Below are 25,377 nucleotides of genomic sequence, written 5' to 3'. Positions count from 1 at the left end.
GTGACCAACGCGACCCCCAGCTATGTCTGCGGCGTCTCCGACGCGCCGCTTCTCGGCATCACCATCGGTCAGGCGCTCGATCGCGCCGCCACGCTGTGGCCAGATCGCGAGGCCTTGGTCTCACCCAGCCACGACACCCGCTGGACTTGGCGTGACTTCACCGCACGGGTGGATGCGCTGGCGGCCGGCTTCCTCGCGCTCGGCCTGGAACGCGGCGCCCGCATCGGCATCTGGTCGATGAACCGGCCGGAATGGACGCTGACGCAGTTCGCCGCCGCCAAGGCCGGGCTGATCCTGGTCACGATCAATCCGGCTTACCGGCTGAGCGAACTGGAATTCGCGCTCGCCAAGGTCGGCTGCGCCGCGCTGGTCACCGCCACTGCGTTCAAGACCTCGGCCTATATGGAAATGCTGAACACGCTGATCCCCGAGCTCGCCACGTCGAATCCCGGCGCGTTGCAGTCGGCGAAGCTGCCGAAGCTGCGCACGGTGATCCAGGTCGGCGGGCCGAAAGCGCCGGGCACCGTCGCGTTCGACGAGGTGTCGGCGATGGGCGGCGCGCGGCATCGCGAGCAAATCGCGAAGTTCGCAGACGAGCTGCAGTTCGACGATGCGGTCAACATCCAGTTCACCAGCGGCACCACCGGCTCGCCCAAAGGCGTGACGCTGACCCACCACAACATCCTCAACAACGGTTACTTCGTCGGCCGCGCGATGAAGCTGACCGAACAGGATCGCATCTGCATTCCGGTGCCGCTGTATCATTGTTTCGGCATGGTGATGGGTAACCTCGCCTCGGTCACCTGCGGCGCCACGATGGTGTATCCCGGCGAAGGCTTCGATCCGCTGGTGACGCTGCAGACTGCATCGCGCGAGAAATGCACTGCACTGTACGGCGTGCCGACGATGTTCATCGCCGAGCTCGATCATCCGGACTTCGCCTCGTTCGATCTGTCGTCGCTGCGCACCGGCATCATGGCCGGCGCGCCCTGCCCGGTCGAAGTGATGCGCCGGGTCAACGACCTGATGAACATGCGCGAAGTGACGATCGCTTACGGCATGACCGAGACCAGTCCGGTCAGCTTCCAAAGCGCAGTCGACGATCCGGAGGAGCGGCGGGTATCGACCGTCGGCCGCATCCATCCGCATGTCGAAGTGAAAGTGGTCGATCTCGACGGCAAGATCGTGCCGCGCGGCACCCGCGGCGAACTCTGCACCCGCGGCTACAGTGTCATGCTCGGCTATTGGGACGAGCCGGAAAAGACCGCCGACGTGCTCGACGACGCCGGCTGGATGCACACCGGCGATCTCGCGGTGATCGACGAAGAAGGCTTCTGCAACATCGTCGGCCGGATCAAGGACATGGTGATCCGCGGCGGCGAGAACCTGTATCCGCGCGAGATCGAGGAATTCCTGTATCGCCATCCGAAGATTCAGGACGTGCAGATCTTCGGCGTCGCCGACGACCGCTACGGCGAAGAGCTCTGCGCCTGGGTCCGCCAGCGCCCCGGCGAAACCCTGACCGCCGACGAGGTCCGCGCCTTCTGCCAGGGCCAGATCGCCCACAACAAGATCCCGCGCTACATCGAATTCGTCGACGAATTCCCGATGACGGTGACCGGCAAGATCCAGAAGTTCATCATGCGCGAGAAGGTCGAGGCCAAACTCGGCCTGAAGGCGGCGAAAACGGCGTGAGCTGTCGTTGCAAGTAACAACAAGAGCGACGTCATTCCGGGATGCGCGCGACAGCGCGCAGACCCGGAATCCCGCTATGTGCTGCAAGACGGCAGTACGACAAACAGGAGATTCCGGGTTCGCGAACTTCGTTCGCGCCCCGGAATGACTCGGGGAGAGTCTTACACCGGCAGCCCGTGCTGCTGCGCCAGTTCCTTCAGCGACACTTGCGGCCTTGCGCCGATGTGCTGGATTACTTCGGCGGCCGCCAGCGCGCCGAGGCGGCCGGCGTTTTCATAACCGAGGTTGCGGACCAGGCCGAACAGGAAGCCGGCAGCGAACAGATCGCCAGCGCCCGTGGTGTCGACGAGCTGATCGATCGCGGTCGCCGGCACCAAGGTGACGCCGTCCTTGTCCACCACCGCGCAGCCCTTTTCGCTGCGGGTGACGACGCCGAGCGCGACGTCCTGGGCGAGCAGCGTCAGCGCCGCGTCGAAATCCGAGGTTTGATACAGCGAGTGCAGCTCGGCCTCGTTGGCGAAGATCAGGTCGACGGTCTTGGAGCGCATCAGCTCGAGGAATTCGCCGCGGTAGCGGTCGACGCAGAACGCATCCGACAGCGTCAGCGCCACCTTGCGGCCGGCGCCGTGGGCAATTTTCGAGGCCTTCAGGAACGCTTCCTTGGCCTGCGGCGGATCCCACAGATAGCCTTCGAGATAGGTGATCGCCGACGCCGCGATCTTGGCCTCGTCGATATCGGCCGGCGACAGATCCTGCGCAGCACCCAGATAAGTGTTCATGGTGCGCTGACCGTCCGGCGTCACCAGGATGTAGGAGCAGCCGGTCGCCGGGCCGCCGGTCGCCGGCTTGGTGTCGAAGGTGACGCCCGCGGCGCGGATGTCGTGGCTGTAGAGCTTGCCGATCTGGTCGTCCTTGACCTTGCCGAGATAGGCAGCGCGGGCGCCGAACGAGGCCAGCCCGACGATGGTGTTGGCGGCCGAGCCGCCGGACATTTCGGTGGCCTGACCCATATCGGCGTAGATCGCCGCGGCGCGGGCTTCGTCGATCAGCGCCATGCCGCCCTTGGCCATGCCGTGCCTGACCAGAAAGTCCTCTTCGGTGCGGACCAGCACGTCGAAGATCGCATTGCCGATGGCGAGAACGTCGTATTGGGCTGAGCTCATCGAATTCGATCCATAGCGGGGAGAAATGAGGATAATCCCGCAAATTGTGCGGGTCGGACCGGTGCATCGCCGGCCGCGCGAAAGGCGGGCCGACCTATCATGTTCGGGTCGGCAGCGGCAAGCGAACCGGCCCGAAGCCGCGGCGCGCCGCTCAGGCACCTCTTTACCAAATGGATCAAAAGCTAATCGGCGCAGGCGCTTGAGCGCGCAACCGGGCTATAACGCGGTTCATGCTTCGCCCGCTCCTCACCGTCTCCGCCGGGACTCTGTCGTCACGCTTGTTGGGATTCGTTCGCGACGCACTGGTCGCGGCGCTGCTCGGCGCCGGGGTGGTGGCGGATGCGTTCCTGCTGGCGTTTCAGCTCGTCAATGTGACGCGGCGGTTGCTCACCGAAGGCGCGCTCAACGCCGCGCTGGTGCCGGCCTGGTTGAAAGTCCGCGAACACAACGGCGCGGCCGCGGCGGCCGCGTTCGCCGGGCGGCTGCTGGGCACCATCGCGCTGGCGACGCTGCTGCTGGCGATCCTACTCGGCGTGTTCATGCCGCTGCTGATCGGGGTGCTGGCCCCCGGCTTCGTCGGCCAACCCGCGCTCCTCATGGCGACGCGCGACGCCCGGCTGATGCTGCCGTATCTGGCTTTCGCCGGCCCGGTCGCCGTGATGATGGGGCTGTTCAATGCCCGGGGCCAAGTCGGCCTCACGGCGTTCTCGCCGCTGTTGTTCAACGTCTCGCTGATCATCGTCACGGCGGCACTGTTGCTCGGCCACGACGACCCGACCTCCGCGGCACTGATCCTGTCCGGCACGGTGGGCGTCGCCGGGCTGTTGCAGCTGTCGGTCCTAGCGTTCAACGGCCGCGGCGAACGGCTGGCGACGCCGCTGCGCGCCGGCTTCGACACCGCCATGCGGGCGTTCTTCGCCAAGGCAATTCCGGGCATGATCGCCAATTCCGGGCCGCAACTCCTGATCGTCGCCGGCGCGATCATCGCATCGGCGCAGCCGGCGGCGGTGTCGTGGCTGTATTTCGCCAACCGGCTGATCGAGCTGCCGCTCGGCATCGTCGGCGTGGCGATGGGCGCGGTGCTGGTGCCGGAATTGGCGCGCGCGGTGCGCGGCGGCAACAACGCCGCGCGGTCGGAGGCCGCTTCACGCGGGCTGGAACTGACGATCGGCGTGGCGCTGCCTGCAACGTTCGGACTGATCGTGCTCGCCGAGCCGATCGTGCGGCTGCTGTTCGAACACGGCGCGTTCAACGCCGCGGATTCGGCCGCGACCGCCCAGGCGCTGGCGTTGCTGGCAATCGGCCTGCCGGCCCAGGTGCTGGCGAAAAACTGGTCGGCCGCGTTCTTCGCCCGCGAAGACACCCGCACGCCGCTCGTGGCCACCCTCGTCTCGGTCGCAGTCGCGCTTGCCGCCGCCGTGCTGCTGGGACGATTGTTCGGCGCCGCCGGGGTGGCGGCTTCGATCAGCCTCGGCGCCTGGAGCAACGCAGCCCTGCTGCTGGGACGCGGCGTGCAGCGCTTCGGCGTCACCATCGATGCGCCGGCGCGGCGCCGCCTGGTGCTGATCGTGCTTGCATCCGTTGTGATGGGCGCCGTGCTGTGGCTCGCGGCCGGCTTTGTGCTGCCGACGTTGGCGGCGGCCTCCACTTTGGTCCAAGCCGCGGCACTCGCGGTGCTGATCGGCGGCGGCCTGATCGTTGATGCGGCAGCCCTGATGCTGTTCGGCGTGATCCCGCCGAATGCGGCGCTCCGCGCGCTGCGGCGACCGCGTGGCTTGCGCGGCTAGCGGAGCTGTGCCACTTCACGGCGCCTCATCCGCACGCTCCAGGACCTGATCATGACCATTCAGCGGGTATTCTCCGGCATCCAGCCGACCGGTAATCTGCATCTCGGCAATTACCTCGGCGCGATCGTGAACTTCGTAAAGATGCAGGAGACGCACAATTGCGTTTACTGCGTCGTCGATCTGCACGCGATCACAGTTCCGGTGACGGTCTGGGGCGGTCCGGACGAGCTGCGCAAGAACATCCGCGAAGTGACCGCGGCGTTCATCGCGGCGGGTATCGACCCCAAGAAGCAGATCATCTTCAACCAGAGCCAGGTGGCGGAACATTCCGAGCTGGCCTGGGTGCTGAACTGCATCGCGCGGCTCGGCTGGCTGAACCGCATGACCCAGTTCAAGGAGAAGGCCGGCAAGGATCGCGAGAACGTCTCGGTCGGTCTTTACGACTACCCGGTGCTGATGGCCGCCGACATTCTGGTCTACCGCGCCACCCATGTTCCGGTCGGCGAGGATCAGAAGCAGCATGTCGAGCTCACCCGCGACATCGCCCAGAAGTTCAACAACGACTTCGCGGCATCGATTGCGGCGCAGGGCTTTGGCGACGGTTACTTCCCGCTGCCCGAGCCGGTGATCACCGGCCCGGCGACCCGGGTGATGAGCCTGCGCGACGGCACCAAGAAGATGTCGAAGTCGGACCCGTCCGACTACTCGCGCATCAACCTGACCGACGACGCCGACGCGATCGCGCAGAAGATCAAGAAGGCCAAGACCGATCCGGAACCGCTGCCGAGCGAGGAAAAGGGCCTGGAAACCCGCCCCGAGGCCGACAATCTGGTCGGAATCTACGCGGCGCTGTCCGGCAAGCCGAAGCCCGACGTGCTGACCGAGTTCGGCGGCGCGCAGTTCTCCGCGTTCAAGTCGAGCCTGGTCGACCTCGCCGTCACCAAGCTGTCGCCGATCTCCGGCGAAATGAAGCGGCTGTCCGCCGACCACGCCTATGTCGACTCGGTGCTGGCCGACGGCAGCGACCGCGCCCGCGCGATCGCCGCCGAAACCATGGTGGCCGTGAAGGACATCATGGGCATGGTGCGCAAGAAGGGCTGATATCGGTCCCAGCCCTCGTCGTGAGGAGCCCAGCGCAGCCGGGCGTCTCGAACGACGAGCTTGTATCGCCATGGTTCGAGACGCGCAGCTTCGCTGCGCTCCTCACCATGAGGCTTGCCCTTGGGAGGGCCTGCCCTTGTCCTTCCCGCTGCCGCCATGGCAGCATGACGCGTTTGCGCGGGCGCGCGCGTGGGAACCCGGGGGCACCATTGAGCAGCCAGCGACGGAGCTATGAATCCGGCCACAAGCCGAAGTGCCTGGTGATCGTCGACGACACCGCCGAATGGGACCGCGCGGTGTATTACGGCAGCCGCTGGGCGGTGCGGGTCGGCGGCAGCGTCGTGATGCTCCGGGTGATCGAGATCCTCGACAAGAACCAGCAATGGCTCGGCGTCGCCGACGTGATGCGCGCCGAAGCGATCGAAACCGCCGAACTCGCGCTCGACCGCGCCTCCGGCCGCGCCAATGGCGTCGCCGGCATCACCCCGGAGCGCGTGATCCGCGAGGGCGACACGATCGCCCAGGTGCGCAAGGTGATCGAGCAGGACGTCGACATCGTCATGCTGGTGCTGGCGGCGGACGACGGGCCGGATGGCCCCGGCCCCATCGTCACATCGATGGTGCGCCATCTCGGCACGTTCCCGGTGCCGGTGATGATGGTCGCCTCCAGCCTCACCGACGACGACATCGACGCCCTCGCCTGAGGCCGCGACCGCTCGAAAACGTGAGCATCGTCAGCGACTTTCAGCAACCTCCAGGAGAGACGGCGGGTTGATCGTGCGTTTCCGAGCGCTATTTGCTAGGAGAGACCCACGCACCGGCCTTGAACCGGCGACGACGGAGACATTCGATGTTCATTCAGACCGAACCGACCCCCAATCCGGCCACGCTCAAGTTCATTCCCGGCCGCACCGTGCTCGACAGCGGCACACTGGAATTCACCGACGCGACCCAGGCGGCGCGCTCGCCGCTCGCGGCACGGCTGTTCGACATCGATGGCGTCAGCGGCGTGTTCTATGGCGCCGACTTCGTCACCGTCACCAAGGACAAGGGCGAGTGGCAGCACCTCAAGCCCGCGATCCTCGGCGCCATCATGGAGCACTACATGTCGGGCGCGCCGATCCTGGCCGACGGCCAATCGGATGGTGAGGACGGCGACGACGACGAGTTCTATGCCAAGGACGACGCCGAGACGGTCGAGATCATCAAGGATCTGATCGAAACGCGGGTGCGGCCGGCGGTCGCCAACGACGGCGGCGACATCACTTTCCGCGGCTTCAAGGACGGCATCGTCTATCTCAACATGCGCGGCGCCTGCGCCGGCTGCCCGTCGTCGACCGCGACGTTGCAGCACGGCATCCAGAATCTGCTGAAGCACTTCGTGCCCGAAGTGCTGGAAGTGCGCCCGGTCACCTGACCGGGACATTGCCGTAGCGCTAGGCAAGCACGCCAAACAGGCATGACGCACCGCGCCATGCCGTACAGCCGAATAGTTGTCGATCGATCCGGCCGGGACATGACGCAGCCGTCGCATTGCTGATATGTTAGCCGGATGCTGATCCTCGCCATCGACACAGCTCTCGACGCCTGCGCAGCCGCGGTGCTGGACACCGAAGCCAATCGTTTGCTCGCCGGCGAATCGCAGGCGATGCAGCGCGGCCATGCCGAAGCGCTGGTGCCGCTGCTCGGCCGGGTGATGGATGCGTCCGGCATCGGTTTTCTCGATATCGACCGCATCGCGGTGACCACCGGTCCTGGTAGTTTTACGGGGCTGCGCGTCGGCCTATCGGCTGCGCGCGGCATCGCGCTCGCCGCCGCCAAGCCGGTCGTTGGGCTGACGACGCTGTCGGCCTTCGCGGCGCCGCTGGTGAGCGAGACCGACGAGACCCCGATCCTGTCGGTGATCGATGCCCGTCACGACCACGTCTACTATCAGCTCGTCGCCGGCAACGGCACGATGATCGTCCGGCCGCGTGTGGCGCCGATCGCCGAAGTGTTGGAAGCCGCCCGTTATGGCGCGCCGCGACTGGTCGGCAACGCAGCACAGCTCATCGCCGATCGCTGGCCGGCGCTGACGCCGCCGCCGCTGGCGGTCGATCAGCGCCCTGCGCCGGATATCGGCTGGCTCGCCTGGCTCGGTGCGGCAGCAACGCCGGAAGCCGCACCCGCCAAGCCGTTCTATCTGCGGCAACCCGACGCCAAGCCCAAGATCGACCCGATCGCTCAAGCAGCACAGCCCGCCGCATGACGCGCCGCGATATGTGCCATCGATGATGACTTGGCTGGCCGAGTTCTGGGGTTATGCCGACGCCGTGGTGGAAACCGCGACGCTACGCGATGCGCCGAAGCTCGCAGAGCTGCACGCGGCGTCGTTTCATCGCGGCTGGGACGAGCAGGAATTCGCCGACCTTTTGAGCGAGCGCAATACGCTGGTGCACCGACTGAGGGTCGGACGCCGAATCATCGGCTTTGTGGCATCGCGGATCGGCGCGGACGAAGCCGAAATCCTGTCGATTGCGGTCGCCGCCTCGTATCGCGGCCGCGGCCTGTCGCGCGAAATGCTGCTGACTCACCTCGGTCATCTCGCGGGCCGCGGCGTCGCTACGGTGTTTCTCGAGGTGGAGGAAAACAATCAGCCGGCGCGACGACTCTACAATCGTACCGGTTTTCAGGTGGTCGGCCGACGCGAGCGCTATTACCGACAGCCCAACGGGGAACAATTGAACGCATTGATAATGCGTCGCGACTTGTCCTGATCGCTCCGCGGTGGCAGAACACTGCCTAAGATGATCATTCACCATCAAATGCGTTGACGCCGATGTCCGAACCCAAGGCAACCGAAATCGAAGCGCGCTGTGCCGCGACCGGCATGCGCATGACGGAGCAGCGCCGCGTCATCGCACGCGTCCTTGCGGAGTCGGAAGACCATCCCGACGTCGAGGAGCTCTACACCCGCTGCGTCGCGATCGACGACAAGATTTCGATCTCCACGGTGTATCGAACGGTGAAGCTGTTCGAGGACGCCGGCATCATCGAGCGTCACGATTTCCGCGAAGGACGTGCGCGCTACGAACAGATGCGCGACAGTCATCACGACCATCTGATCAACCTGCGCGACGGCAAGGTGATCGAGTTCACCAACGAAGAGATCGAGAAGCTGCAGGCCGAGATTGCCCGTAAGCTCGGCTACAAGCTGGTCGATCACCGGCTCGAACTTTATTGCGTGCCGCTCGAAGACGACAAGTCCTGAGCCGCAGCGTAACCGGCGCATCTGCCGATCCGCCGCGAGCTGACCGGCTCGCGGCGTTGTTAGTTTGAATTGCAGCCGGCCGCAGATGTGACTCCCCAACTTGTCATCTTCGATTGCGACGGCGTTCTGGTCGACAGTGAGCTGATTTCCTGTCGGGTTCACGCCGAGACGCTGACCCGCTACGGCTATCCGATCACCCCGGACCAGGTCGCGGCGCGCTTCCTCGGCCGATCGGGCCGCGAAGCCCGGCGTGAGATCGAAGCCGAGACCGGCCGGCGCTTCGCCGATGACATCGAGGCCAATCTGCTCGACGCGCTGCTCCGCGCCTTCGCCGAAACGCTGCAGCCGATCCCGTTCGTCACCGAAGCGCTCGATACGCTGGGGCGGCCGTTCTGCGTCGCTTCGAGCGGCACGCTGGATCGTATCCGGGTCGCACTGACCCATGCGGGTCTGCTCGGCCGGTTCGTCCCACATCTGTTCTCGGCCGAGCAGGTCACGCACGGCAAACCGGCGCCGGACCTGTTCCTGTTCGCGGCGGCCCAGATGGGCGCCGCCCCAGAGCGCTGCATGGTGATCGAAGACAGCGTGCCGGGGGTGCTGGGGGCGAAAGCGGCCGGCATGACCGTGCTGGGCTTTCACGGCGGCGGCCATTGCACCGGTGCCACCGCCGCAGCGCTGCTTGCCGCCGGCGCCGATCGCTGTTTCGCCGACATGCGTCAACTGTCGAAAATCATTGACGAAATTTAGCTGGTCGCAAGACGACGCGCAGCAAATCGGCGGTCGCGGCTGGATTTCGCCCGGTTTCGCCTATAAGTGACGGGCAACGCGCTGGAACATGCGCGTTTTTTGTTCCGGGCCCCCGCACGCAATGTCTCCGCCGCGCAAGCTGCACATCAAGTCATACGGCTGTCAGATGAATGTCTACGATGCCCAGCGCATGGTGGACGCGCTGGCGCCGGAAGGCTTTGTCGAGACTGGAAGCGTGGATGACGCCGACCTGGTGATCCTGAACACCTGCCACATCCGCGAAAAGGCGTCCGAGAAGGTCTATTCCGAGCTTGGCCGGCTGCGCGTCGCTCGCGACGAAGCGGCGAACCACGGCCGGCGGATGCAGATCGCGGTGGCGGGGTGCGTGGCGCAGGCCGAGGGCGAAGAAATCATCCGCCGTGCGCCGGTGGTCGACGTCGTGGTCGGGCCGCAGAGCTATCACAATCTGCCGCAACTGCTGGCAAAGGCCGACCATCACGGCCGCGCGCTGGAGACCGAGTTCCCGATCCAGGACAAATTCGGCGTACTGCCGCAACCGGCGCCGGACGCGATCCGCGCCCGCGGGATCTCGGCATTCGTCACTGTCCAGGAAGGCTGCGACAAGTTCTGCACCTTTTGCGTCGTTCCCTATACCCGCGGCGCCGAGATGTCGCGTCCGGTGGCGGCGATCATCGAGGACGTCAAACGGCTCGCCGACAACGGGGTCCGCGAGGTGACGCTGATCGGCCAGAACGTCAACGCCTATCACGGCGACGGGCCGGACGGGCGCGCCTGGCCGCTCGGCCGCCTGATGCGGCGCATCGCCGAGGTCCCCGGTATCGTTCGGCTGCGCTACTCGACCAGCCATCCCAACGATGTGGACGATGATCTGCTCGCCGCGCATCGCGATTTGCCGGCGGTGATGCCGTTCGTGCATCTGCCGGTGCAGTCCGGCTCGGACCGGATCCTGGCGGCGATGAACCGCAAGCACACCGCCGACGATTATCGCCGCGTGATCGACCGGTTCCGCGCCGCCTCCGCGGCGATCGCATTCTCGTCGGACTTCATCGTCGGCTTTCCCGGTGAAACCGATCGCGATTTTTCCGCAACTCTCGCGCTTGTCGCACAAATCGGCTACGCTGGGGCGTATTCGTTCAAATACTCGCCGCGGCCCGGCACGCCCGCGGCGGACATGCCGGAGATGGTGCCTGCAGCGGTCATGGACGAACGGTTGGAGCAGCTCCAGCAATTGATCGACCAGCAGCAATCGGCCTTCAACAAGGCCGCGATCGGCCGGACCGTGGAGGTCCTGTTCGAGCGCGCCGGCCGCAAGCCCGGCCAGATCGTCGGCCGCACCGCCTATCTGCAGCCCGCCCATGTCATGGCCTCCGACGACATCATCGGGCAGGTCCTGCCGGTTCGCGTCGACAGCCTCGAACGCTACAGCCTGCTCGGCGAACTGGCGGCCGCCCCGCCTCATCCCATGCACAGCCTCGCACCGATTGGAGCCTGAGCCCCCTTGGCCAAAAGCGCACCGGAATCGTTTTCGTTCGTTTCCCGCCGCAAACCCGATCGCGACAGCTTGAACCCGCCTGAAACCCAGGTCGTCATCGATTTCGACGACAACCGTGCCGCCTCCGCTCTGGTCGGCCCCTACGGCCAGAACCTCGCTCAGATCGAGCGCAGGCTCAGCGTGGTGGTGGACTCACGCGGCAACCACATCACCATCGGCGGCTCGCGGGAGGGCTGCGACGCCGCCAGACGCGTGCTGGAGACGCTCTACGCGCAAGCGATGTCGGGGCACGATCTGGTTCAGGGCGATGTCGAAGGCGCGATCCGCGCGGTGATCGCCCAAGGCTCGTTGTTCGAGTTCGACACCAAGCAGCCATCCGGCGCCGCTTTCGAAGCGATCAATCTGCGCAAGCGTCCCGTGCGCGCCCGCACCGCAGCGCAGGATTCCTACATCCGTGCGCTCAAGCGACACGAATTGGTATTCGGCGTCGGCCCGGCCGGCACCGGCAAAACCTGGCTGGCGGTGGCGCACGCCGCGCAGCTGTTCGAACGCAAGGAAGTCGACAAGATCATCCTGTCGCGGCCAGCGGTCGAAGCGGGTGAACGGCTCGGCTTTCTGCCCGGAGATTTGCGCGAAAAGGTCGATCCTTATTTGCGACCCATCTACGACGCACTGTACGACCTGATGGATGCCCGGATCGTCGAACGTGCGCTGCAATCCGGCGAGATCGAGATCGCGCCGCTGGCGTTCATGCGCGGCCGCACTTTGACCAATGCGGCCATCATCCTCGACGAGGCGCAGAATACGACGTCGATGCAGATGAAAATGTTTCTCACTCGGCTTGGTGAGAACAGCCGGATGATCATCACCGGCGACCCGAGCCAGGTCGACCTGCCGAATGGTCAGACCTCCGGCCTGTCCGAGGCGGTCCGGCTATTGTCCGGGGTCGAAGGGATCGCACAGGTGCAATTCAGGGCCGAGGATGTGATCCGTCACGAATTGGTGGCGCGGATCGTCGCCGCCTATGAAGGATCGCCGCCGCCCCCGGCGAATGGTAAGTTGTGATGTCGCAGCCGCGCCCTGGGCGCCGCCCCGATTGCGGTGGGACGCCCCCGGATACTAATTTTGCTCCAATGACCCGTACCAATCACCCGTTCACCGAAGTCGTCATCGAAGCCGATTGCTGGGATGCCGAAGGCTCCGCCGAAGTGACCGTGCTGCGCGCGATCGAAGCGGCGGCGGAAGCGATCGATGCTGATACCGGCGAAGCGGAACTAGCCGTGATGCTCACCGACGACGATCACATCCGGCAATTGAACACGTCGTTTCGCGGCAAGGACAAGCCGACCAACGTGCTGTCGTTTCCGGCCACGCAACCGGAGGCGATGGCGGACGGTGCGCCGCGCATGCTCGGCGACATCGCCATCGCGTATCAGACAGTCCGCCGCGAGGCCGACGACGAGGGCAAGCCGTTCACCCATCATCTCAGTCACCTCGCCGTGCACGGCTTCCTGCACCTCGTCGGCTACGATCATGAAACCGACCAAGAGGCCGATGAAATGGAAGACGCCGAGCGCGCCATTCTCGCCCGGCTTGGGATTCCTGATCCCTATGCCGGCCAGGATCGGGTGAGCTGACATGCCCGACGGCGACAGAGCCCTGACCACGACGCAGACGACACAGGATGAGCCTCCATCGGCCCAGTTACCGGCGGTGGTGCATCAAGGCGAACTGCTGCAACCTCACGGCAGCAATTGGCTGATCCGTGCGATCCGTTCGCTGTTCGGCTGGAAGCCCGGCTCGGTGCGCGACGATCTGCAGGTGGTGCTCGACACCAGTTCGCCCGACGACACCGGCTTCTCGACGCTCGAGCGCACGATGCTGCGCAACATCCTCGGGCTGCACGATCGCCGCATCGCCGACGTCATGGTTCACCGCGCCGACATCGTGGCGATCAAGCAGGATATCCAGCTCGGCGAACTGCTCAGCCTGTTTCAGGACGCGGCGCATTCGCGGCTCGTGGTGTACAACGAGACGCTCGATGATCCGGTCGGGATCGTCCACATCCGCGACCTCGTCGCGTTCATGACGGCGAAGGCCAAGGTGCCGCCGGCGACGGTCGCCAAGCGCAAGAAAGCGCTGCCCGCCGGCCTCGACCTGCGCGCCATCGATCTGAAGATGCCGCTGACCGAGACCGGCATCATCCGCAAGCTGCTGTACGTGCCGCCGTCGATGCGGGCGATCGACCTGCTGGCACAGATGCAGGCGGCGCGCATCCATCTGGCGCTGGTGGTCGACGAATATGGCGGCACCGACGGCTTGGTATCGATCGAGGACATCGTCGAGCAGATCGTCGGCGAGATCGACGACGAACACGACTCGACCGAGCCTCCCTCGATCGTGCGCCAGGCCGACGGCTCGTTCATTGCCGACGCCAAAGCCAGCCTCGAAGATGTCCGCGCCATGATCGGCGATCAGTTCGTCACCGGCGAAGCCGGCGAGGACGTCGAGACGCTCGGCGGTTACCTCGTCAATCACGTCGGCCGGCTGCCGGTACGCGGCGAAGTGATCGCCGGCCCCGGCACTTTCGAGTTCGAAGTGCTCGACGCTGACCCGCGACGGGTCAAACGGCTTCGGATCGGCCCGCGTAAAGAACGGCCAGTCGCCCGTGCGCGCGACGGCCGCCGCCGCGAAGCATCGACCGATGGCGCCACCTCCGCCTCGACCCCACCGACCGGCGACGGGACCGGTTCACAGTGACGCATCGCAACCTGCTGAGCCGGATCGCCTCGAGCATCATCCTGGCGTGGGGCTGGAAACGCGCCGCGATCGCGTTCCTTGCCGGCGCGCTGTCGTCGCTGGCGATGGCGCCGTTCAACGCTTGGCCGGTGTTGTTCATCACCTTCCCGATCGTGGTCTGGCTGATCGACGGCTCCGCGGCCGGAAAGCGGCGCGGTGTACCGGCCGCGGCGATGGCGGGCTGGTGGTTCGGCTTCGGTTATTTCATTCCCGGCCTGTATTGGATCGGCTACGCGTTTCTGGTCGATGCTAACACCTTCGCTTGGCTGCTGCCGTTCGCGATCTGCGGGCTGCCGGCCTATCTGGCGCTGTTCACCGCGCTCGGCTTTGCGCTGGCGCGCCTGCTGTGGCGACCGGACAGCCTGCGCGTGCTGTCGCTCGCCGTCAGTCTGACGATCAGCGAGTGGCTGCGCGGACATCTGCTCACCGGCTTTCCGTGGAATGCATTCGGCTACGCGCTGACCGAGCCGCTGGCGCTGGCGCAGAGCATCTCGCTGATCGGGATCTGGGGCCTGACGCTGCTGACTGTGGCGATCTTCGCCTCGCCAGCCGTGCTGATCGACGGCGACACTCCTGCGAAGCGGCGCTGGGCCGCGCCGGTGATGGCGCTGGGCGTGCTGGCCGCGATGGCGGTGTATGGCGGCATTCGGCTCAAATTGTCGCCAACTCGGCTCGTCGACAACGTCCGACTGCGGATCATGCAGCCCGACCTGCCGCAGGACGCCCGCTTCAATTATTCTGCCAAAGCGGACGTGATGCAGAAATATCTGTCGCTGTCGGACCGCTCGACAGGACCGAAATCGACCGGCGTGCGCGACGTGTCGCTGCTGATCTGGCCGGAATCCGCTTTTCCGTTCTTTCTGTCGCGGGAAGCGGACGCGATGGCGCAAATCGCCGATCTGCTGCCGAAAGGCACCGTGCTGCTGACCGGGGCGGTTCGCCCACCCGAGTTACCGCCGGGGCGCCGGATTACCCGCGCGTACAATTCGATCTACGCGATCGACCATGATGGCAGCATTCTGTCGGTTTACGACAAACTGCATCTGGTCCCATTCGGCGAATTTCTGCCGTACCAGAATCTGATGGAAAGGATCGGCTTCGTCCAGCTCACCAAGGTGCAGGGCGGATTTTTGTCCGGTGTCACGCGCCACAATCTGGACCTGCCCAACGCCCCTCCGGCGCTGCCGCTGATCTGTTACGAGGCGATCTTTCCGGACGAAATCAAGATCGACGGAGCGCGGCCGGGCTGGATTCTGAACCTCACAAATGACGGCTGGTTCGGCATTTCCACCGGTCCATACCAGCATCTCCAGCAAGCGCGGATGCGTGCGATCGAGCAGGGCCTGCCACTCGTTCGCGCTGCGAACACGGGCGTTTCTGCAGTCGTCGACCCGGTTGGACGGATCGTCGCTGAGCTCGGGCTCGGCGTCGAGGGGGTGCTGGATTCGGGGCTGCCGGCCCCGATCTCGCCGACCATCTATGCCCGGCTCGGCGAACTTCCTGCGACCGTGCTGGTTGCGTTAGTGATGATGCTTGTACTATTACGAAAGCGCCCGTCGGCTTCGTGATAATACGCAGCTAGACGACGCAACCAGAGATTAAGTTCGAGGAAATTCGCACTTGTGTAGCCCGCGAGTTTTGCTCGGCGTAAATTAACGCCGAATCCCCTTCGGATTCCAAAGACATTTGACGACTCCAATATTTGAGGCGTATTCCAACCCGCATACGCTAACTGTTGGCGTGTGCACGTGCCTGAGGAGTAAGTGAGATGTCGACTAAAGCGCCCAATCCTGTTGACAAATACGTCGGCAGCCGTGTGCGCATGCGACGCATCATGCTGGGCATGAGTCAGGAAAAGCTCGGCGAAGCGCTGGGTCTGACGTTTCAGCAAGTGCAGAAATACGAGAAGGGGACCAACCGCGTCGGCGCCAGCCGCATTCAGCAAATTGCTGAAGTCTTGCAGGTTCCGGTGTCCTTCTTGTTCGAAGGCGGCCCGAGCGGCGGCCTCGCCAACGGCAACGGCTTCAGTGAGGCGCCGTCGCCCTCTTACGTGTCGGATTTCCTCGCGACTTCCGAGGGTTTGGCGCTCACCCGCGCCTTCACCAAGATCACCGATGCAAAGCTCCGTCGCAGCATCGTCGATCTCGTCGAACGTATCGCCGCGCGCGAAGTGGACGAGACGAACTGATCGATCGACCTACCGTGGCGCCGGCCTCCGCTGTGATATAAGCGGGGCCGGTTTTTCGTTGACGGTCCAAGACACGGCGGCCCTGCGTGCAGGACCGCTCGCAGATGAAGTGCGAGTGCGACAGCTTGATGTTCAATATTGATCACTCGGACTCAACACCCGGCGCTCAAGATCGCGACGACGATGTCGCGATGCATGGCCAGGGATCATTCTTCGGCCGCCGTAAGGGCCACAAGCTACGCGCCCATCAAGCCGACCTGATCGAAAATCTGCTGCCGCATCTGTCGCTGCAGATCGACGCGCCAGCGCCCGAGCCGCTCACCACTCTGTTCGATCCGCCGGTCGAGCATGTCCGCCTCGAGATCGGATTCGGCGGCGGTGAGCATCTGATCGCCGAAGCCTTGGCGCATCCGGACACGGGATTCATCGGTGCCGAGCCTTACGTCAACGGCATGGCCAAGATCCTGGCGCGGATCGAAGCCGACAACATCCGCAACATCCGCCTGTTCGCCGGCGACGCCTCCGAACTGCTGGCCTGGGTGCCTGCTGGTTCGCTCGCACGGATCGACCTGATCCATCCCGATCCGTGGCCGAAGCGGCGACACTGGAAGCGGCGCTTCGTGCAGGACGCCACCGTCGCGGCGATGGCTCGCGCGCTGACGCCCCACGGCGAATTCCGCTTCGTCAGTGACATCGACGGCTACAACGCTTGGACACTGGCGCACTTGCTGCGGGCACCGAGCTTCGACTGGCTCGCTCAGCGCGCCGACGACTGGCGCAAGCCGTGGCCGAACTACACGATGACGCGCTACGGCCGCAAAGCCGAGCGCGAGGGCCGGCGCGCCAACTATCTGCGCTTTGAACGGATCTGATCTGCTCGGCGATTAGTTCGCTCGGTCGGCCAGCCGGGCGCTTCGTACGTCGGTTGCCTCCCACACCATCCGCTTGCCGCGTTCACGACCGAGCAACTCGATCGGATCGTGATTATCGATGTGGCCGAACTGGCCCTTGTAGACACTGTAGCCGCACAGCTCCTGCAGCCTCCGCGGAAAGCGCTGCGCGATCTCTCTCGGAATCCCGAGCTGCAGATTTTCCTGCTGACGCATCCATCCCCAGCAATAGGCGCAGGAGAACGCGAAGCGGCGCCCTTGCGTCGTGTTGGCGCCGCCGCCGTGCCACAATGCGCTGTCGAACAGCATCACGCTGCCGGCCGGCATCGTCGCGGTGACCGCGTCGTAGTCCTGGCCGTAGACCGGCGAGGTCGCGTACTTGTGACCCCCGGGAATGACCCGGGTCGCGCCGTTGGTGGTGGTGAAGTCGGACAGCGCCCAGATCGCATTCAGCGTGATCGGAATATGCGGCCGCGGCAGCGGAATGAGTTGGGTATCTTCGTGGATCGGCTGCGCTTCCTGGCCCGGCCCGAGCACCAGCGAGCAGAACGACGACAGCAGACATTCCTTGTCGAGCACGGCTTCGACGATCGGGAGCACGTTGCGGTGCAGAGGCACGTCCCAGAACACCTCGTCGTAAGTGAGCAAATTGTTGATCCGCAGCGTCTTGAAGCCTTCGAAGGAAGTCTTGGCGCAATCGAGTTGGTGATCGCGCTCGATCCGTTCGACCGCGCTGATCAGCGCCGCAACCAGCGCCGAATCTGCGGCCCCCTCGATCACCGTGTAGCCGTCGTCGCGGATGCGCTGAGAATGCGCGGTGATGTCAGCCTCGCTGAGCATGATCGTCCTCCCTGACCGGCGCTGTGGGCACGCCGTTGAGGCGAACATACGGCGTTTCCGAGCCGGGAGGACAGTGCCTCGCGTGACGCCGACACACCCGGCTGTCCGCAGGGCGGCGGGCTCAGGCGTCGGCCTGCCGCATCTTCCAGAAGCCGAGCACCCGCTGCGCGGTCGGCGGCGCCAAGCGTTCGAAATTGTGCTGCGCCTCTTCGACATCGGGGCAGCCCACCGCCCGGTCCGGTCCGAGTCGCAGCCTGATCAGCGCCCGCACCGTCGTCCAGCCGAAGCCGAGCGCCTTCCCGAGGATGACGACCGGATCATGCCGCTCGCCGGACATCATCTGATCGAGGGTCGAGATTCGCGTGCCGGTCATCGCCGACAGCGCCGCCACCGTCTCCTCGTATTGATGCGCTTGGGCAAAGCCGAGCACGGTGGCCTCGGTGAGTTCGCCCTTGTTGTGCAGCGCCACCACCGCGCGTTGGGCGGCGTCGAAATCCCGGTGCACCGAGGGTTGCCGCGACTCGCCTGCCAGCTCCCGCATCGCGCGGTTGATCGCGATCCGGGCGCTCGGCCGCGCGCTTTCGAACAGACGCCTGCGTACCAAATCGGTCGAGCACGCCAGCAGATCCTTCAGCCGCGGCGGCGACAGATCATCCCGGGCGCCGACCGTGATCGCCAGCATGCCGTCCTGCGCCGCTCGGCGGATCAAGCCGTTGAAGCCGGTGGCGGAGAATTCCGCGCCGGCGTTGCTGGCGACCTTCCGCACCACATCGCGATCGCCGCGACGAACGATCACGTCGGTGACCGGAGGCGAGATACTGGGCCGCTCGGAAATCGCGAGCAGATGCGTCTGACCGCGCTGCTTGGCGAGTTCGACCAGGGTCGGATCGTCGAGCATCATCGAGCGTCGGAGCAGCGGACCGGCGATGCCGATATCTTCGTCGTGCACCAACTGCCGGACGAGCTGCGGCGGCGCCTTCGTGATCGCGGAAAAACGTCTCGCCAGCTCGCTGCGGACTTCGACATCGATCTCCGGCACGAGCGTCAGCAAAATCCCGTCGAACAGCGCGATGTGGTCGGGCTGAAAGCTCTCGGCACCCTGAACATACAGGTCCGCAATCCGGCGCACGGCTTCGGCGCGCCGGACAGGATCACCCTGTCTGACGATGTCGTCGAGTTCGGGAAGAAGAGAGCTGGCGGCAGACATCCATCGTTCTCGCGGGCGGGCCGCATCGATCAGACCGGAACCTAGAGGCCTCGCGTGAACGAAGGGTTGAGCCGCCCAGTCGCATTGTTCCGGCCTTGCGACGTCCCGTTCGCCGGACGGCTCTTGTCGCTGAGACCGAAAGGCGCTATATCCGCCTGACTACGAAATTCTCATACGATCCGTATCGAGAGTGGGCCCTTCGGGACCCGCTCTTTTTTATTACCTGGATCGTAGGATCTGGACCGCCGCGCCCTCGGACGCGAGTCCATGCATTCACCACCAAGATACCGTTTATCGGCGAGACGCTATAACGCTTTGACCCAGGATATGACCGAGCCGACCCCTGCCGCTCCGGAGACCGATACCCTGGCCGAACCGCGCCTGGTGATCGAGCCCGGCGTTGCGGCGCGGTTCGGGGCGGTGGCAGAGCCTGTGCTTTTGGCAATGGGATACCGCCTCGTCCGAATTAAAGTGTCGGGCGAAGCCGGCTGTACGGTGCAGATCATGGCCGAGCGGCCGGACGGCACCATGCTGATCGACGATTGCGAGGCGGTGTCGCGGGCGCTGTCGCCGGTGCTCGACGTCGCCGACCCGATCGACCGCGCCTATCGGCTGGAAATCTCCTCGCCGGGGATCGACCGTCCGCTCGTGCGACGCTCGGATTTCGCTCGCTATTCCGGGCACTTGGTGAAGATCGAGATGGCGGTGCCGTACCAGGGTCGCAAGCGATTCCGCGGTCTCCTGGACGGTGTCGAAGGCGATGCGGTGCGGATTCAGCGCGAAGAGGCTCCCAAGGGCGAGGACGCGCTGGTGCTGCTGCCGATGCACGAGATCGGCGATGCCCGGCTGGTGCTGACCGACGAATTGATCGCCGAATCGATGCGGCGCGGCAAGCAGGCCGAGCGCGACCTCAAGCAGAGCCTCGGGTTGGCACCGGAACCGCCGCCGCATGCCAAGCGCAGCGATCCGACCAAAAGTTATGCGCCCAAACGGGGCGCCAAGGCCGCCAAGACCCCGGCCAAGCCGAAACCGCAGAACACCAAGCAACATCGCCTTGCCGCCGACAAAGCGCGGCGCGGCGAGATCGACACCTCTGAGGGAGACTGACCATGGCCGTCAGCGCCAATAGGCTGGAACTGCTGCAGATCGCCGATGCGGTGGCTCGCGAGAAAACCATCGACCGCGGCATCGTGATCGCCGCGATGGAAGACGCGATCGCGAAGGCCGCGCGTGCCCGCTACGGCTCGGAGACCGACGTTCACGCCGAGATCGACCCGAAAAAGGGCGAGCTGCGGCTGTCGCGCCACATGCTGGTGGTCGAGCAGGTCGAGAATCCCGCCAACCAGATTTCGCTGAAGGACGCGCAGCGCGCCAATCCGGGTGCGCAGATCGGCGACACCATCGCCGACACCCTGCCGCCGCTGGAATACGGCCGCATCGCCGCGCAGTCCGCCAAGCAGGTGATCGTCCAGAAGGTGCGCGAGGCCGAGCGCGACCGCCAATACGCCGAGTTCAAGGACCGCATCGGCGACATCGTCAACGGCGTCGTCAAGCGCGTCGAATACGGCAGCGTGATCGTCGACCTTGGCCGCGGCGAAGCGATCATCCGCCGCGACGAGATGCTGCCGCGCGAGTCGTTCCGCAACGGCGACCGCGTCCGTGCCTATGTGTTCGACGTCCGCCGCGAGACCCGCGGCCCGCAGATCTTTCTGTCGCGCACCCATCCGCAGTTCATGGCGAAGCTGTTCGCGCAGGAAGTGCCGGAAATCTACGACGGCATCGTCGAGATCAAGGCGGTGGCCCGCGATCCGGGTTCGCGCGCCAAGATCGGCGTGGTGTCGCGCGATTCCTCGGTCGACCCGGTCGGCGCCTGCGTCGGTATGCGCGGCTCGCGCGTGCAGGCGGTGGTGAACGAGCTGCAGGGCGAGAAGATCGACATCATCCCGTGGTCGCCGGACATCGCCACGTTCGTGGTCAACGCTCTGGCGCCGGCCGAGGTCTCCAAGGTCGTGATCGACGAGGATCGCGAGCGGATCGAGGTTGTGGTTCCGGACACCAATAACCAATTATCTCTTGCGATCGGTCGTCGCGGCCAGAACGTGCGGCTCGCTTCCCAGCTCACCGGCTGGGACATCGACATTCTGACCGAAAGCGAAGAATCCGAGCGCCGTCAGGCCGACTTCGAGAAGACCACGCGGGCATTCATGGATGCCCTGAACGTCGACGAAGTCGTCGGTCAGTTGCTCGCCTCGGAAGGTTTCACCTCGGTCGAAGAGCTGGCGCTGGTCGACCCCCGCGAGCTCGCCTCGATCGAAGGCTTCGACGAAGAAACCGCCGGCGAACTTCAGGCCCGCGCCCAGGAATATCTCGACCGGGTCGAGTCGGAGCTCGAAGCACGGCGGCTGGAACTCGGCGTCGAAGACGCGCTCAAGGACGTTCCCGGCGTCACCTCCAAGATGCTGGTGAAATTCGGCGAGAACGACGTCAAGACCGTCGAGGATCTGGCCGGCTGCGCCACCGACGAGCTGGTCGGCTGGACCGAGCGCAAGGACGGGGCCGAGCCGGTGAAGTATCCGGGCATTCTCGACGGCTTGGAGCTGTCGCGCGAGGAAGCCGAACACCTGATCATGCAGGCCCGCGTCAAGGCCGGCTGGATCGACGAGTCGGAGCTCGCCTCCGGCGAAGAACCCGCGGACGACGAGTCCGAAGCCGAAGCGGAGTAACCGCTGTGGCTCGTGACCCGAATCCGCGCAGCACGTGAGATGAAAGGCCTGCTGCCCCTATGCTTGCTGCCGTACCCGGCACAGATCTCGACGACGGACCGCGGGCCAAAGCGCCCGCGACCGAGCGTATGTGCGCGGTTACGCGACAGGTTCGGCCGACCGGAGAACTGATCCGGTTCGTGGTCGGCCCGACCGGCGAGGTGGTGGCCGACCTGAAGCGGAAGCTGCCCGGCCGCGGTCTGTGGGTCACGGCGTCACGGGAAATGGTGACGCAGGCGGTTCGCCGCCGCGTCTTCGCCAAAGGTTTCAAGCGCGACGTCAAGGCGCCAGCGGATCTGGCCGACATCATTGAACGGCTGCTGGCGCGGTCGGCGCAGGACGCGCTGGCGATCGCCGCCAAGGCCGGCCAGGTGGTCTGCGGTTTCGGCAAGGTCGAAACCGCGTTGAAGAACCGCGAAGCGGTCGCCGTGATCCACGCCACCGACGGCGCTGCCGACGGAATCCGCAAGCTGGACGGGCTTTGTCGGCAAATCGACGAAGCTGCGACCGCGGGTCGCAAATTTCCTCGGATCGCTGCACTCTGCTCTGCAGAATTGGATTTGGCATTGGGGCGGTCAAATGTGATACATGCTGCCCTGCTTGCGGGCACGGCCGGACAAACATTCCTGTCGCGCTGCCAGATCCTGGTCCGATACCGGCTGGCGGGCGACGGCAATGCCGATGCGGCCACGGCAGGAACGCCGATCGATACGCCGAAAGACGCTGCTGACCTAGACGCCGCTGATGAAGTCCGTGCGAACGCGCACAACGTTGAGAGATTGGGACTACTGAATGGTTGATACGAAAACTCCTGGCGACAAGACTCTGACGATGCCGACCAAGACCTTGACGCTGAAGCCGCGCGTCGAGCAGGGCGTCGTGCGCCAGAGCTTCAGCCACGGCCGTAGCAAGCAGGTGGTGGTCGAAAAGCGCGGCAAGCGTCGCGTTGGCGGCGACGAACCGGCAGCGCCGGCGGCTCCCGAGGTTGCGAAGAGGCCCGCGCCGCCGGCACCGAGCCGGCAGCAGCAGTCGCGCCCGGCGCCGCAGCAGTCGCGCAGCGGTATGGTGCTACGTACTTTGACCGAGGACGAGCGCTCCGCTCGCGCCACTGCGCTGGCCGACGCCCGCGTGCGCGAGATCGAGGAGCGCAAGCAAGCCGAGATCGAAGCGGTGCGCCGCGCCGAGCAGGAAAAGGTCGAGAAGGCCGAGCGCGAAGCCGCCGAAGCCCGCCGCAAGGCCGAGGAAGAGCGTCACCGCCAGGAAGACGAAGCCAAGCGCAAGGCCGAGACCGAGGCCAAGAAGCGGTTCGGCGACGCCGAGCCGGCCAAGAAGCCCGCCGAGACCACCACGGCGTCTTCGGCACGGCCTGCGACGACCACCGCGCGCACCCCGACCACGCCGGCTGGCCGCCCGCCGGCCGTCGCAGCCGAGGCTGGTGACGACGATGAAGCGCCGCGGATGATCCGCCGTCCGGGCGGCCCCGCCCGTCCGGCGCCGCCGCCGAAGCAGCCGGCCGCCAAGCCGGGCGCGTCGAAGCAGCGCGGCCGTCTCACCGTCGTCACGGCGCTCAATGCCGACGACGTGCGCGAACGTTCGATCGCCTCGTTCCGTCGCCGCACCCAGCGGCTGAAGGGCCACGCCTCGAACGAGCCGAAAGAAAAGTTGGTGCGTGAAGTCGTCATTCCCGAAGTGATCGCCATCCAGGAACTCGCCAACCGCATGTCGGAACGTGCGGTCGACGTGATCCGCCTGCTGATGAAGCAGGGCGCGATGCACAAGATCACCGACGTGATCGATGCCGACACCGCGCAGCTGATCGCCGAAGAACTCGGTCATACCGTCAAGCGCGTCGCCGCGTCTGACGTTGAAGAGGGTCTGTTCGACGTCGTCGACGACACCACCGACACCGAACCGCGTTCGCCGGTGGTGACCGTGATGGGCCACGTCGACCACGGCAAGACCTCGCTGCTCGACGCGCTGCGCCACGCCAACGTGGTGTCGGGCGAAGCCGGCGGCATCACCCAGCACATCGGTGCCTATCAGGTGACCTCGCCGGAGACCGGCACCAAGATCACCTTCATCGACACTCCCGGCCACGCCGCGTTCACCGCGATGCGCGCCCGCGGCGCCAAGGTCACCGACATCGTGGTGCTGGTGGTCGCCGCCGACGACGGCGTGATGCCGCAGACCATCGAGGCGATCAATCACGCCAAGGCCGCCGGTGTTCCGATCATCGTGGCGATCAACAAGATCGACAAGCCGGACGCCAAGCCGGACCGGGTGCGGACCGACCTGCTGCAGCACAACGTCCAGGTCGAATCGATGGGCGGCGACGTCGTCGACGTCGAAGTTTCGGCCAAGAACAAGGTCAATCTCGACAAGCTGCTCGAGATGATCGCGCTTCAGGCCGAAATCCTCGATCTGAAGACCAACACCACCCGCCCGGCCGAGGGCACCGTGATCGAAGCCAAGCTTGATCGCGGCCGCGGTCCGGTCGCCACCGTGCTGGTCCAGCGCGGCACCCTCAAGGTCGGCGACATCATCGTGGCCGGCGCCGAGATGGGCCGCGTCCGCGCGCTGATCTCCGATCAGGGCGAGACCGTGCAGGAAGCCGGCCCGTCGGTGCCGGTCGAAGTGCTCGGCTTCAACGGCCCGCCGGAAGCCGGTGACCGCCTCGCAGTGGTCGAGAACGAAGCCCGTGCCCGCGAGATCACCGATTATCGCGCCCATCAGAAGCGCGAAAAGTCGGCCGCCACGGCGAGCGGCATGCGCGGCTCGCTCGAGCAGATGATGAGCCAGCTCAAGACCTCCGGCCGCAAGGACTTCCCGCTGATCGTCAAGGCGGACGTCCAGGGCTCGCTCGAAGCGATCCTCGGCTCGCTGGAGAAGCTTGGCACCGACGAAGTCGCGGCGCGCATCCTGCACGCCGGCGTCGGCGGCATCAGCGAGAGCGACGTCACTCTGGCCGAAGGCTTCAACGCCGTCATCCTCGGCTTCTCGGTGCGAGCCAACAAGGAAGCCGCTGCGGCCGCCAAGCGCAACGGCATCGAGATCCGCTACTACAACATCATCTACGACCTGGTGGACGACATTAAGAAGGCGATGAGCGGCCTGCTCGCGCCGACCCTGCGCGAGACCATGCTCGGCAACGCCGAGATCCTGGAGATCTTCAACATCTCCAAGGTTGGCAAGGTCGCCGGCTGCCGCGTCACCGACGGCACCGTCGAGCGCGGCGCCAATGTCCGCCTGATCCGCGACAACGTCGTGGTCCACGAAGGCAAACTGTCGACCTTGAAGCGCTTCAAGGACGAAGTGAAGGAAGTCGTCGCCGGCCAGGAATGCGGCATGGCGTTCGAGAACTACACCGACATGCGGTCAGGCGACATCATCGAGTGCTACCGCGTCGAGACCATCCAGCGCTCGCTGTAAGTCCGA

23 protein-coding genes are annotated in these 25,377 nt (G+C 65.4%); 20 read left to right on the top strand and 3 right to left on the bottom strand.

Annotated features, from left to right (window positions below; translation table 11 throughout):
* Positions 1-1,695, top strand: coding sequence for an AMP-binding protein (locus tag DNX69_RS17255; RefSeq protein WP_110787166.1), 1,695 nt, complete (start codon positions 1-3; stop codon positions 1,693-1,695).
* A 161-nt stretch (positions 1,696-1,856) separates the two neighbouring features.
* Here DNX69_RS17255 and DNX69_RS17250 read toward each other — a convergent pair whose 3' ends face one another.
* Positions 1,857-2,858, bottom strand: coding sequence for an adenosine kinase (locus DNX69_RS17250; protein ID WP_110787165.1), 1,002 nt, complete (start codon positions 2,856-2,858; stop codon positions 1,857-1,859).
* 230 nt (positions 2,859-3,088) lie between these two features.
* Between DNX69_RS17250 and murJ the strand changes: the two genes are divergently transcribed.
* The 15 genes from murJ to DNX69_RS17175 all read left to right on the top strand — a co-directional run bounded on the left by murJ (position 3,089) and on the right by DNX69_RS17175 (position 17,115).
* On the top strand, positions 3,089-4,645 hold the full coding sequence (gene murJ / locus DNX69_RS17245) for a murein biosynthesis integral membrane protein MurJ (protein WP_110787164.1): 1,557 nt from the start codon (positions 3,089-3,091) through the stop codon (positions 4,643-4,645).
* Between the two features lie 51 nt (positions 4,646-4,696).
* A complete protein-coding gene (gene trpS, locus DNX69_RS17240; RefSeq protein ID WP_110787163.1) occupies positions 4,697-5,746 on the top strand; it encodes a tryptophan--tRNA ligase in 1,050 nt (349 codons plus the stop codon).
* A 209-nt stretch (positions 5,747-5,955) separates the two neighbouring features.
* Entirely contained in the window at positions 5,956-6,450 is a 495-nt protein-coding gene (locus DNX69_RS17235; protein WP_110787162.1) for a universal stress protein, read from the top strand.
* 146 nt (positions 6,451-6,596) lie between these two features.
* Positions 6,597-7,163, top strand: coding sequence for a NifU family protein (locus DNX69_RS17230; RefSeq protein ID WP_110787161.1), 567 nt, complete (start codon positions 6,597-6,599; stop codon positions 7,161-7,163).
* A gap of 135 nt (positions 7,164-7,298) precedes the next feature.
* Positions 7,299-7,994 (top strand): tRNA (adenosine(37)-N6)-threonylcarbamoyltransferase complex dimerization subunit type 1 TsaB, encoded by a 696-nt coding sequence (gene tsaB, locus DNX69_RS17225; protein WP_110787160.1) that lies wholly within the window; start codon positions 7,299-7,301, stop codon positions 7,992-7,994.
* Positions 7,995-8,016: 22 nt separating this feature from the next.
* Entirely contained in the window at positions 8,017-8,502 is a 486-nt protein-coding gene (gene rimI, locus DNX69_RS17220) for a ribosomal protein S18-alanine N-acetyltransferase (protein WP_110787159.1), read from the top strand.
* Between the two features lie 62 nt (positions 8,503-8,564).
* The gene (locus tag DNX69_RS17215; protein ID WP_110787158.1) at positions 8,565-8,996 is read left to right on the top strand and encodes a Fur family transcriptional regulator; all 432 of its coding nucleotides are present in this window, start codon (positions 8,565-8,567) and stop codon (positions 8,994-8,996) included.
* 87 nt (positions 8,997-9,083) lie between these two features.
* A complete protein-coding gene (locus DNX69_RS17210; RefSeq protein ID WP_110787672.1) occupies positions 9,084-9,743 on the top strand; it encodes an HAD family hydrolase in 660 nt (219 codons plus the stop codon).
* A gap of 121 nt (positions 9,744-9,864) precedes the next feature.
* Positions 9,865-11,256, top strand: coding sequence for a tRNA (N6-isopentenyl adenosine(37)-C2)-methylthiotransferase MiaB (miaB, locus tag DNX69_RS17205; RefSeq protein WP_110787157.1), 1,392 nt, complete (start codon positions 9,865-9,867; stop codon positions 11,254-11,256).
* A 6-nt stretch (positions 11,257-11,262) separates the two neighbouring features.
* Positions 11,263-12,321: a PhoH family protein gene (locus DNX69_RS17200; RefSeq protein WP_110787156.1), complete on the top strand. Its 1,059-nt coding sequence runs from the start codon at positions 11,263-11,265 to the stop codon at positions 12,319-12,321.
* 68 nt (positions 12,322-12,389) lie between these two features.
* On the top strand, positions 12,390-12,893 hold the full coding sequence (gene ybeY / locus DNX69_RS17195; RefSeq protein ID WP_165825276.1) for an rRNA maturation RNase YbeY: 504 nt from the start codon (positions 12,390-12,392) through the stop codon (positions 12,891-12,893).
* Between the two features lies 1 nt (position 12,894).
* Entirely contained in the window at positions 12,895-14,016 is a 1,122-nt protein-coding gene (locus DNX69_RS17190) for a hemolysin family protein (protein ID WP_110787154.1), read from the top strand.
* Entirely contained in the window at positions 14,013-15,623 is a 1,611-nt protein-coding gene (lnt, locus tag DNX69_RS17185) for an apolipoprotein N-acyltransferase (protein WP_110787153.1), read from the top strand. The genes DNX69_RS17190 and lnt overlap by 4 nt, the downstream gene beginning before the upstream one ends.
* 200 nt (positions 15,624-15,823) lie before the next feature.
* Entirely contained in the window at positions 15,824-16,243 is a 420-nt protein-coding gene (locus tag DNX69_RS17180) for a helix-turn-helix domain-containing protein (RefSeq protein ID WP_110787152.1), read from the top strand.
* A gap of 191 nt (positions 16,244-16,434) precedes the next feature.
* Positions 16,435-17,115 (top strand): tRNA (guanine(46)-N(7))-methyltransferase TrmB, encoded by a 681-nt coding sequence (locus DNX69_RS17175; RefSeq protein WP_234826994.1) that lies wholly within the window; start codon positions 16,435-16,437, stop codon positions 17,113-17,115.
* Positions 17,116-17,127: 12 nt separating this feature from the next.
* Here the strand turns inward: DNX69_RS17175 and DNX69_RS17170 are convergent, their stop codons facing one another.
* On the bottom strand, positions 17,128-17,973 hold the full coding sequence (locus DNX69_RS17170; RefSeq protein ID WP_110787151.1) for a phytanoyl-CoA dioxygenase family protein: 846 nt from the start codon (positions 17,971-17,973) through the stop codon (positions 17,128-17,130).
* A 121-nt stretch (positions 17,974-18,094) separates the two neighbouring features.
* A complete protein-coding gene (locus DNX69_RS17165) occupies positions 18,095-19,180 on the bottom strand; it encodes a DUF2336 domain-containing protein (protein WP_110787150.1) in 1,086 nt (361 codons plus the stop codon).
* A gap of 327 nt (positions 19,181-19,507) precedes the next feature.
* Between DNX69_RS17165 and rimP the strand changes: the two genes are divergently transcribed.
* Genes rimP through infB form a run of 4 tightly spaced genes read left to right on the top strand, consistent with a single transcriptional unit; the run spans position 19,508 to position 25,371 of the window.
* Complete coding sequence (gene rimP, locus DNX69_RS17160) at positions 19,508-20,287, top strand: ribosome maturation factor RimP (protein ID WP_110787149.1); 780 nt, start codon at positions 19,508-19,510, stop codon at positions 20,285-20,287.
* 2 nt (positions 20,288-20,289) lie between these two features.
* The gene (gene nusA / locus DNX69_RS17155) at positions 20,290-21,903 is read left to right on the top strand and encodes a transcription termination factor NusA (RefSeq protein WP_110787148.1); all 1,614 of its coding nucleotides are present in this window, start codon (positions 20,290-20,292) and stop codon (positions 21,901-21,903) included.
* Between the two features lie 59 nt (positions 21,904-21,962).
* Positions 21,963-22,742 carry an RNA-binding protein gene (locus DNX69_RS17150; protein ID WP_110787147.1) on the top strand — a complete coding sequence of 260 codons (780 nt, stop codon included), beginning with the start codon at positions 21,963-21,965 and terminating at the stop codon, positions 22,740-22,742.
* Complete coding sequence (gene infB, locus DNX69_RS17145) at positions 22,735-25,371, top strand: translation initiation factor IF-2 (RefSeq protein ID WP_110787146.1); 2,637 nt, start codon at positions 22,735-22,737, stop codon at positions 25,369-25,371. The genes DNX69_RS17150 and infB overlap by 8 nt, the downstream gene beginning before the upstream one ends.
* The last annotated feature ends 6 nt before the right edge of the window (positions 25,372-25,377 follow it).

This window comes from Rhodopseudomonas palustris (genome assembly GCF_003226555.1).
Taxonomy (GTDB): Bacteria; Pseudomonadota; Alphaproteobacteria; order Rhizobiales; family Xanthobacteraceae; genus Rhodopseudomonas; species Rhodopseudomonas palustris_I.
This window is presented reverse-complemented; position numbering and strand designations above follow the sequence as displayed.

Excerpts from the sequence above, each read along its gene's own strand:
- ybeY (WP_165825276.1), top strand. The coding sequence starts at position 12,390 with ATGACCCGTACCAATCACCCGTTCACCGAAGTCGTCATCGAAGCCGAT.
- DNX69_RS17165 (WP_110787150.1), bottom strand. The coding sequence starts at position 19,180 with ATGTCTGCCGCCAGCTCTCTTCTTCCCGAACTCGACGACATCGTCAGA.
- DNX69_RS17150 (WP_110787147.1), top strand. The coding sequence starts at position 21,963 with ATGCTTGCTGCCGTACCCGGCACAGATCTCGACGACGGACCGCGGGCC.
- murJ (WP_110787164.1), top strand. The coding sequence starts at position 3,089 with ATGCTTCGCCCGCTCCTCACCGTCTCCGCCGGGACTCTGTCGTCACGC.
- DNX69_RS17230 (WP_110787161.1), top strand. The coding sequence starts at position 6,597 with ATGTTCATTCAGACCGAACCGACCCCCAATCCGGCCACGCTCAAGTTC.
- DNX69_RS17175 (WP_234826994.1), top strand. The coding sequence starts at position 16,435 with ATGCATGGCCAGGGATCATTCTTCGGCCGCCGTAAGGGCCACAAGCTA.
- rimP (WP_110787149.1), top strand. The coding sequence starts at position 19,508 with ATGACCGAGCCGACCCCTGCCGCTCCGGAGACCGATACCCTGGCCGAA.
- DNX69_RS17180 (WP_110787152.1), top strand. The coding sequence starts at position 15,824 with ATGTCGACTAAAGCGCCCAATCCTGTTGACAAATACGTCGGCAGCCGT.
- nusA (WP_110787148.1), top strand. The coding sequence starts at position 20,290 with ATGGCCGTCAGCGCCAATAGGCTGGAACTGCTGCAGATCGCCGATGCG.
- tsaB (WP_110787160.1), top strand. The coding sequence starts at position 7,299 with ATGCTGATCCTCGCCATCGACACAGCTCTCGACGCCTGCGCAGCCGCG.
- DNX69_RS17215 (WP_110787158.1), top strand. The coding sequence starts at position 8,565 with ATGTCCGAACCCAAGGCAACCGAAATCGAAGCGCGCTGTGCCGCGACC.
- rimI (WP_110787159.1), top strand. The coding sequence starts at position 8,017 with ATGATGACTTGGCTGGCCGAGTTCTGGGGTTATGCCGACGCCGTGGTG.
- miaB (WP_110787157.1), top strand. The coding sequence starts at position 9,865 with ATGTCTCCGCCGCGCAAGCTGCACATCAAGTCATACGGCTGTCAGATG.
- infB (WP_110787146.1), top strand. The coding sequence starts at position 22,735 with ATGGTTGATACGAAAACTCCTGGCGACAAGACTCTGACGATGCCGACC.
- DNX69_RS17170 (WP_110787151.1), bottom strand. The coding sequence starts at position 17,973 with ATGCTCAGCGAGGCTGACATCACCGCGCATTCTCAGCGCATCCGCGAC.
- trpS (WP_110787163.1), top strand. The coding sequence starts at position 4,697 with ATGACCATTCAGCGGGTATTCTCCGGCATCCAGCCGACCGGTAATCTG.
- DNX69_RS17190 (WP_110787154.1), top strand. The coding sequence starts at position 12,895 with ATGCCCGACGGCGACAGAGCCCTGACCACGACGCAGACGACACAGGAT.
- DNX69_RS17250 (WP_110787165.1), bottom strand. The coding sequence starts at position 2,858 with ATGAGCTCAGCCCAATACGACGTTCTCGCCATCGGCAATGCGATCTTC.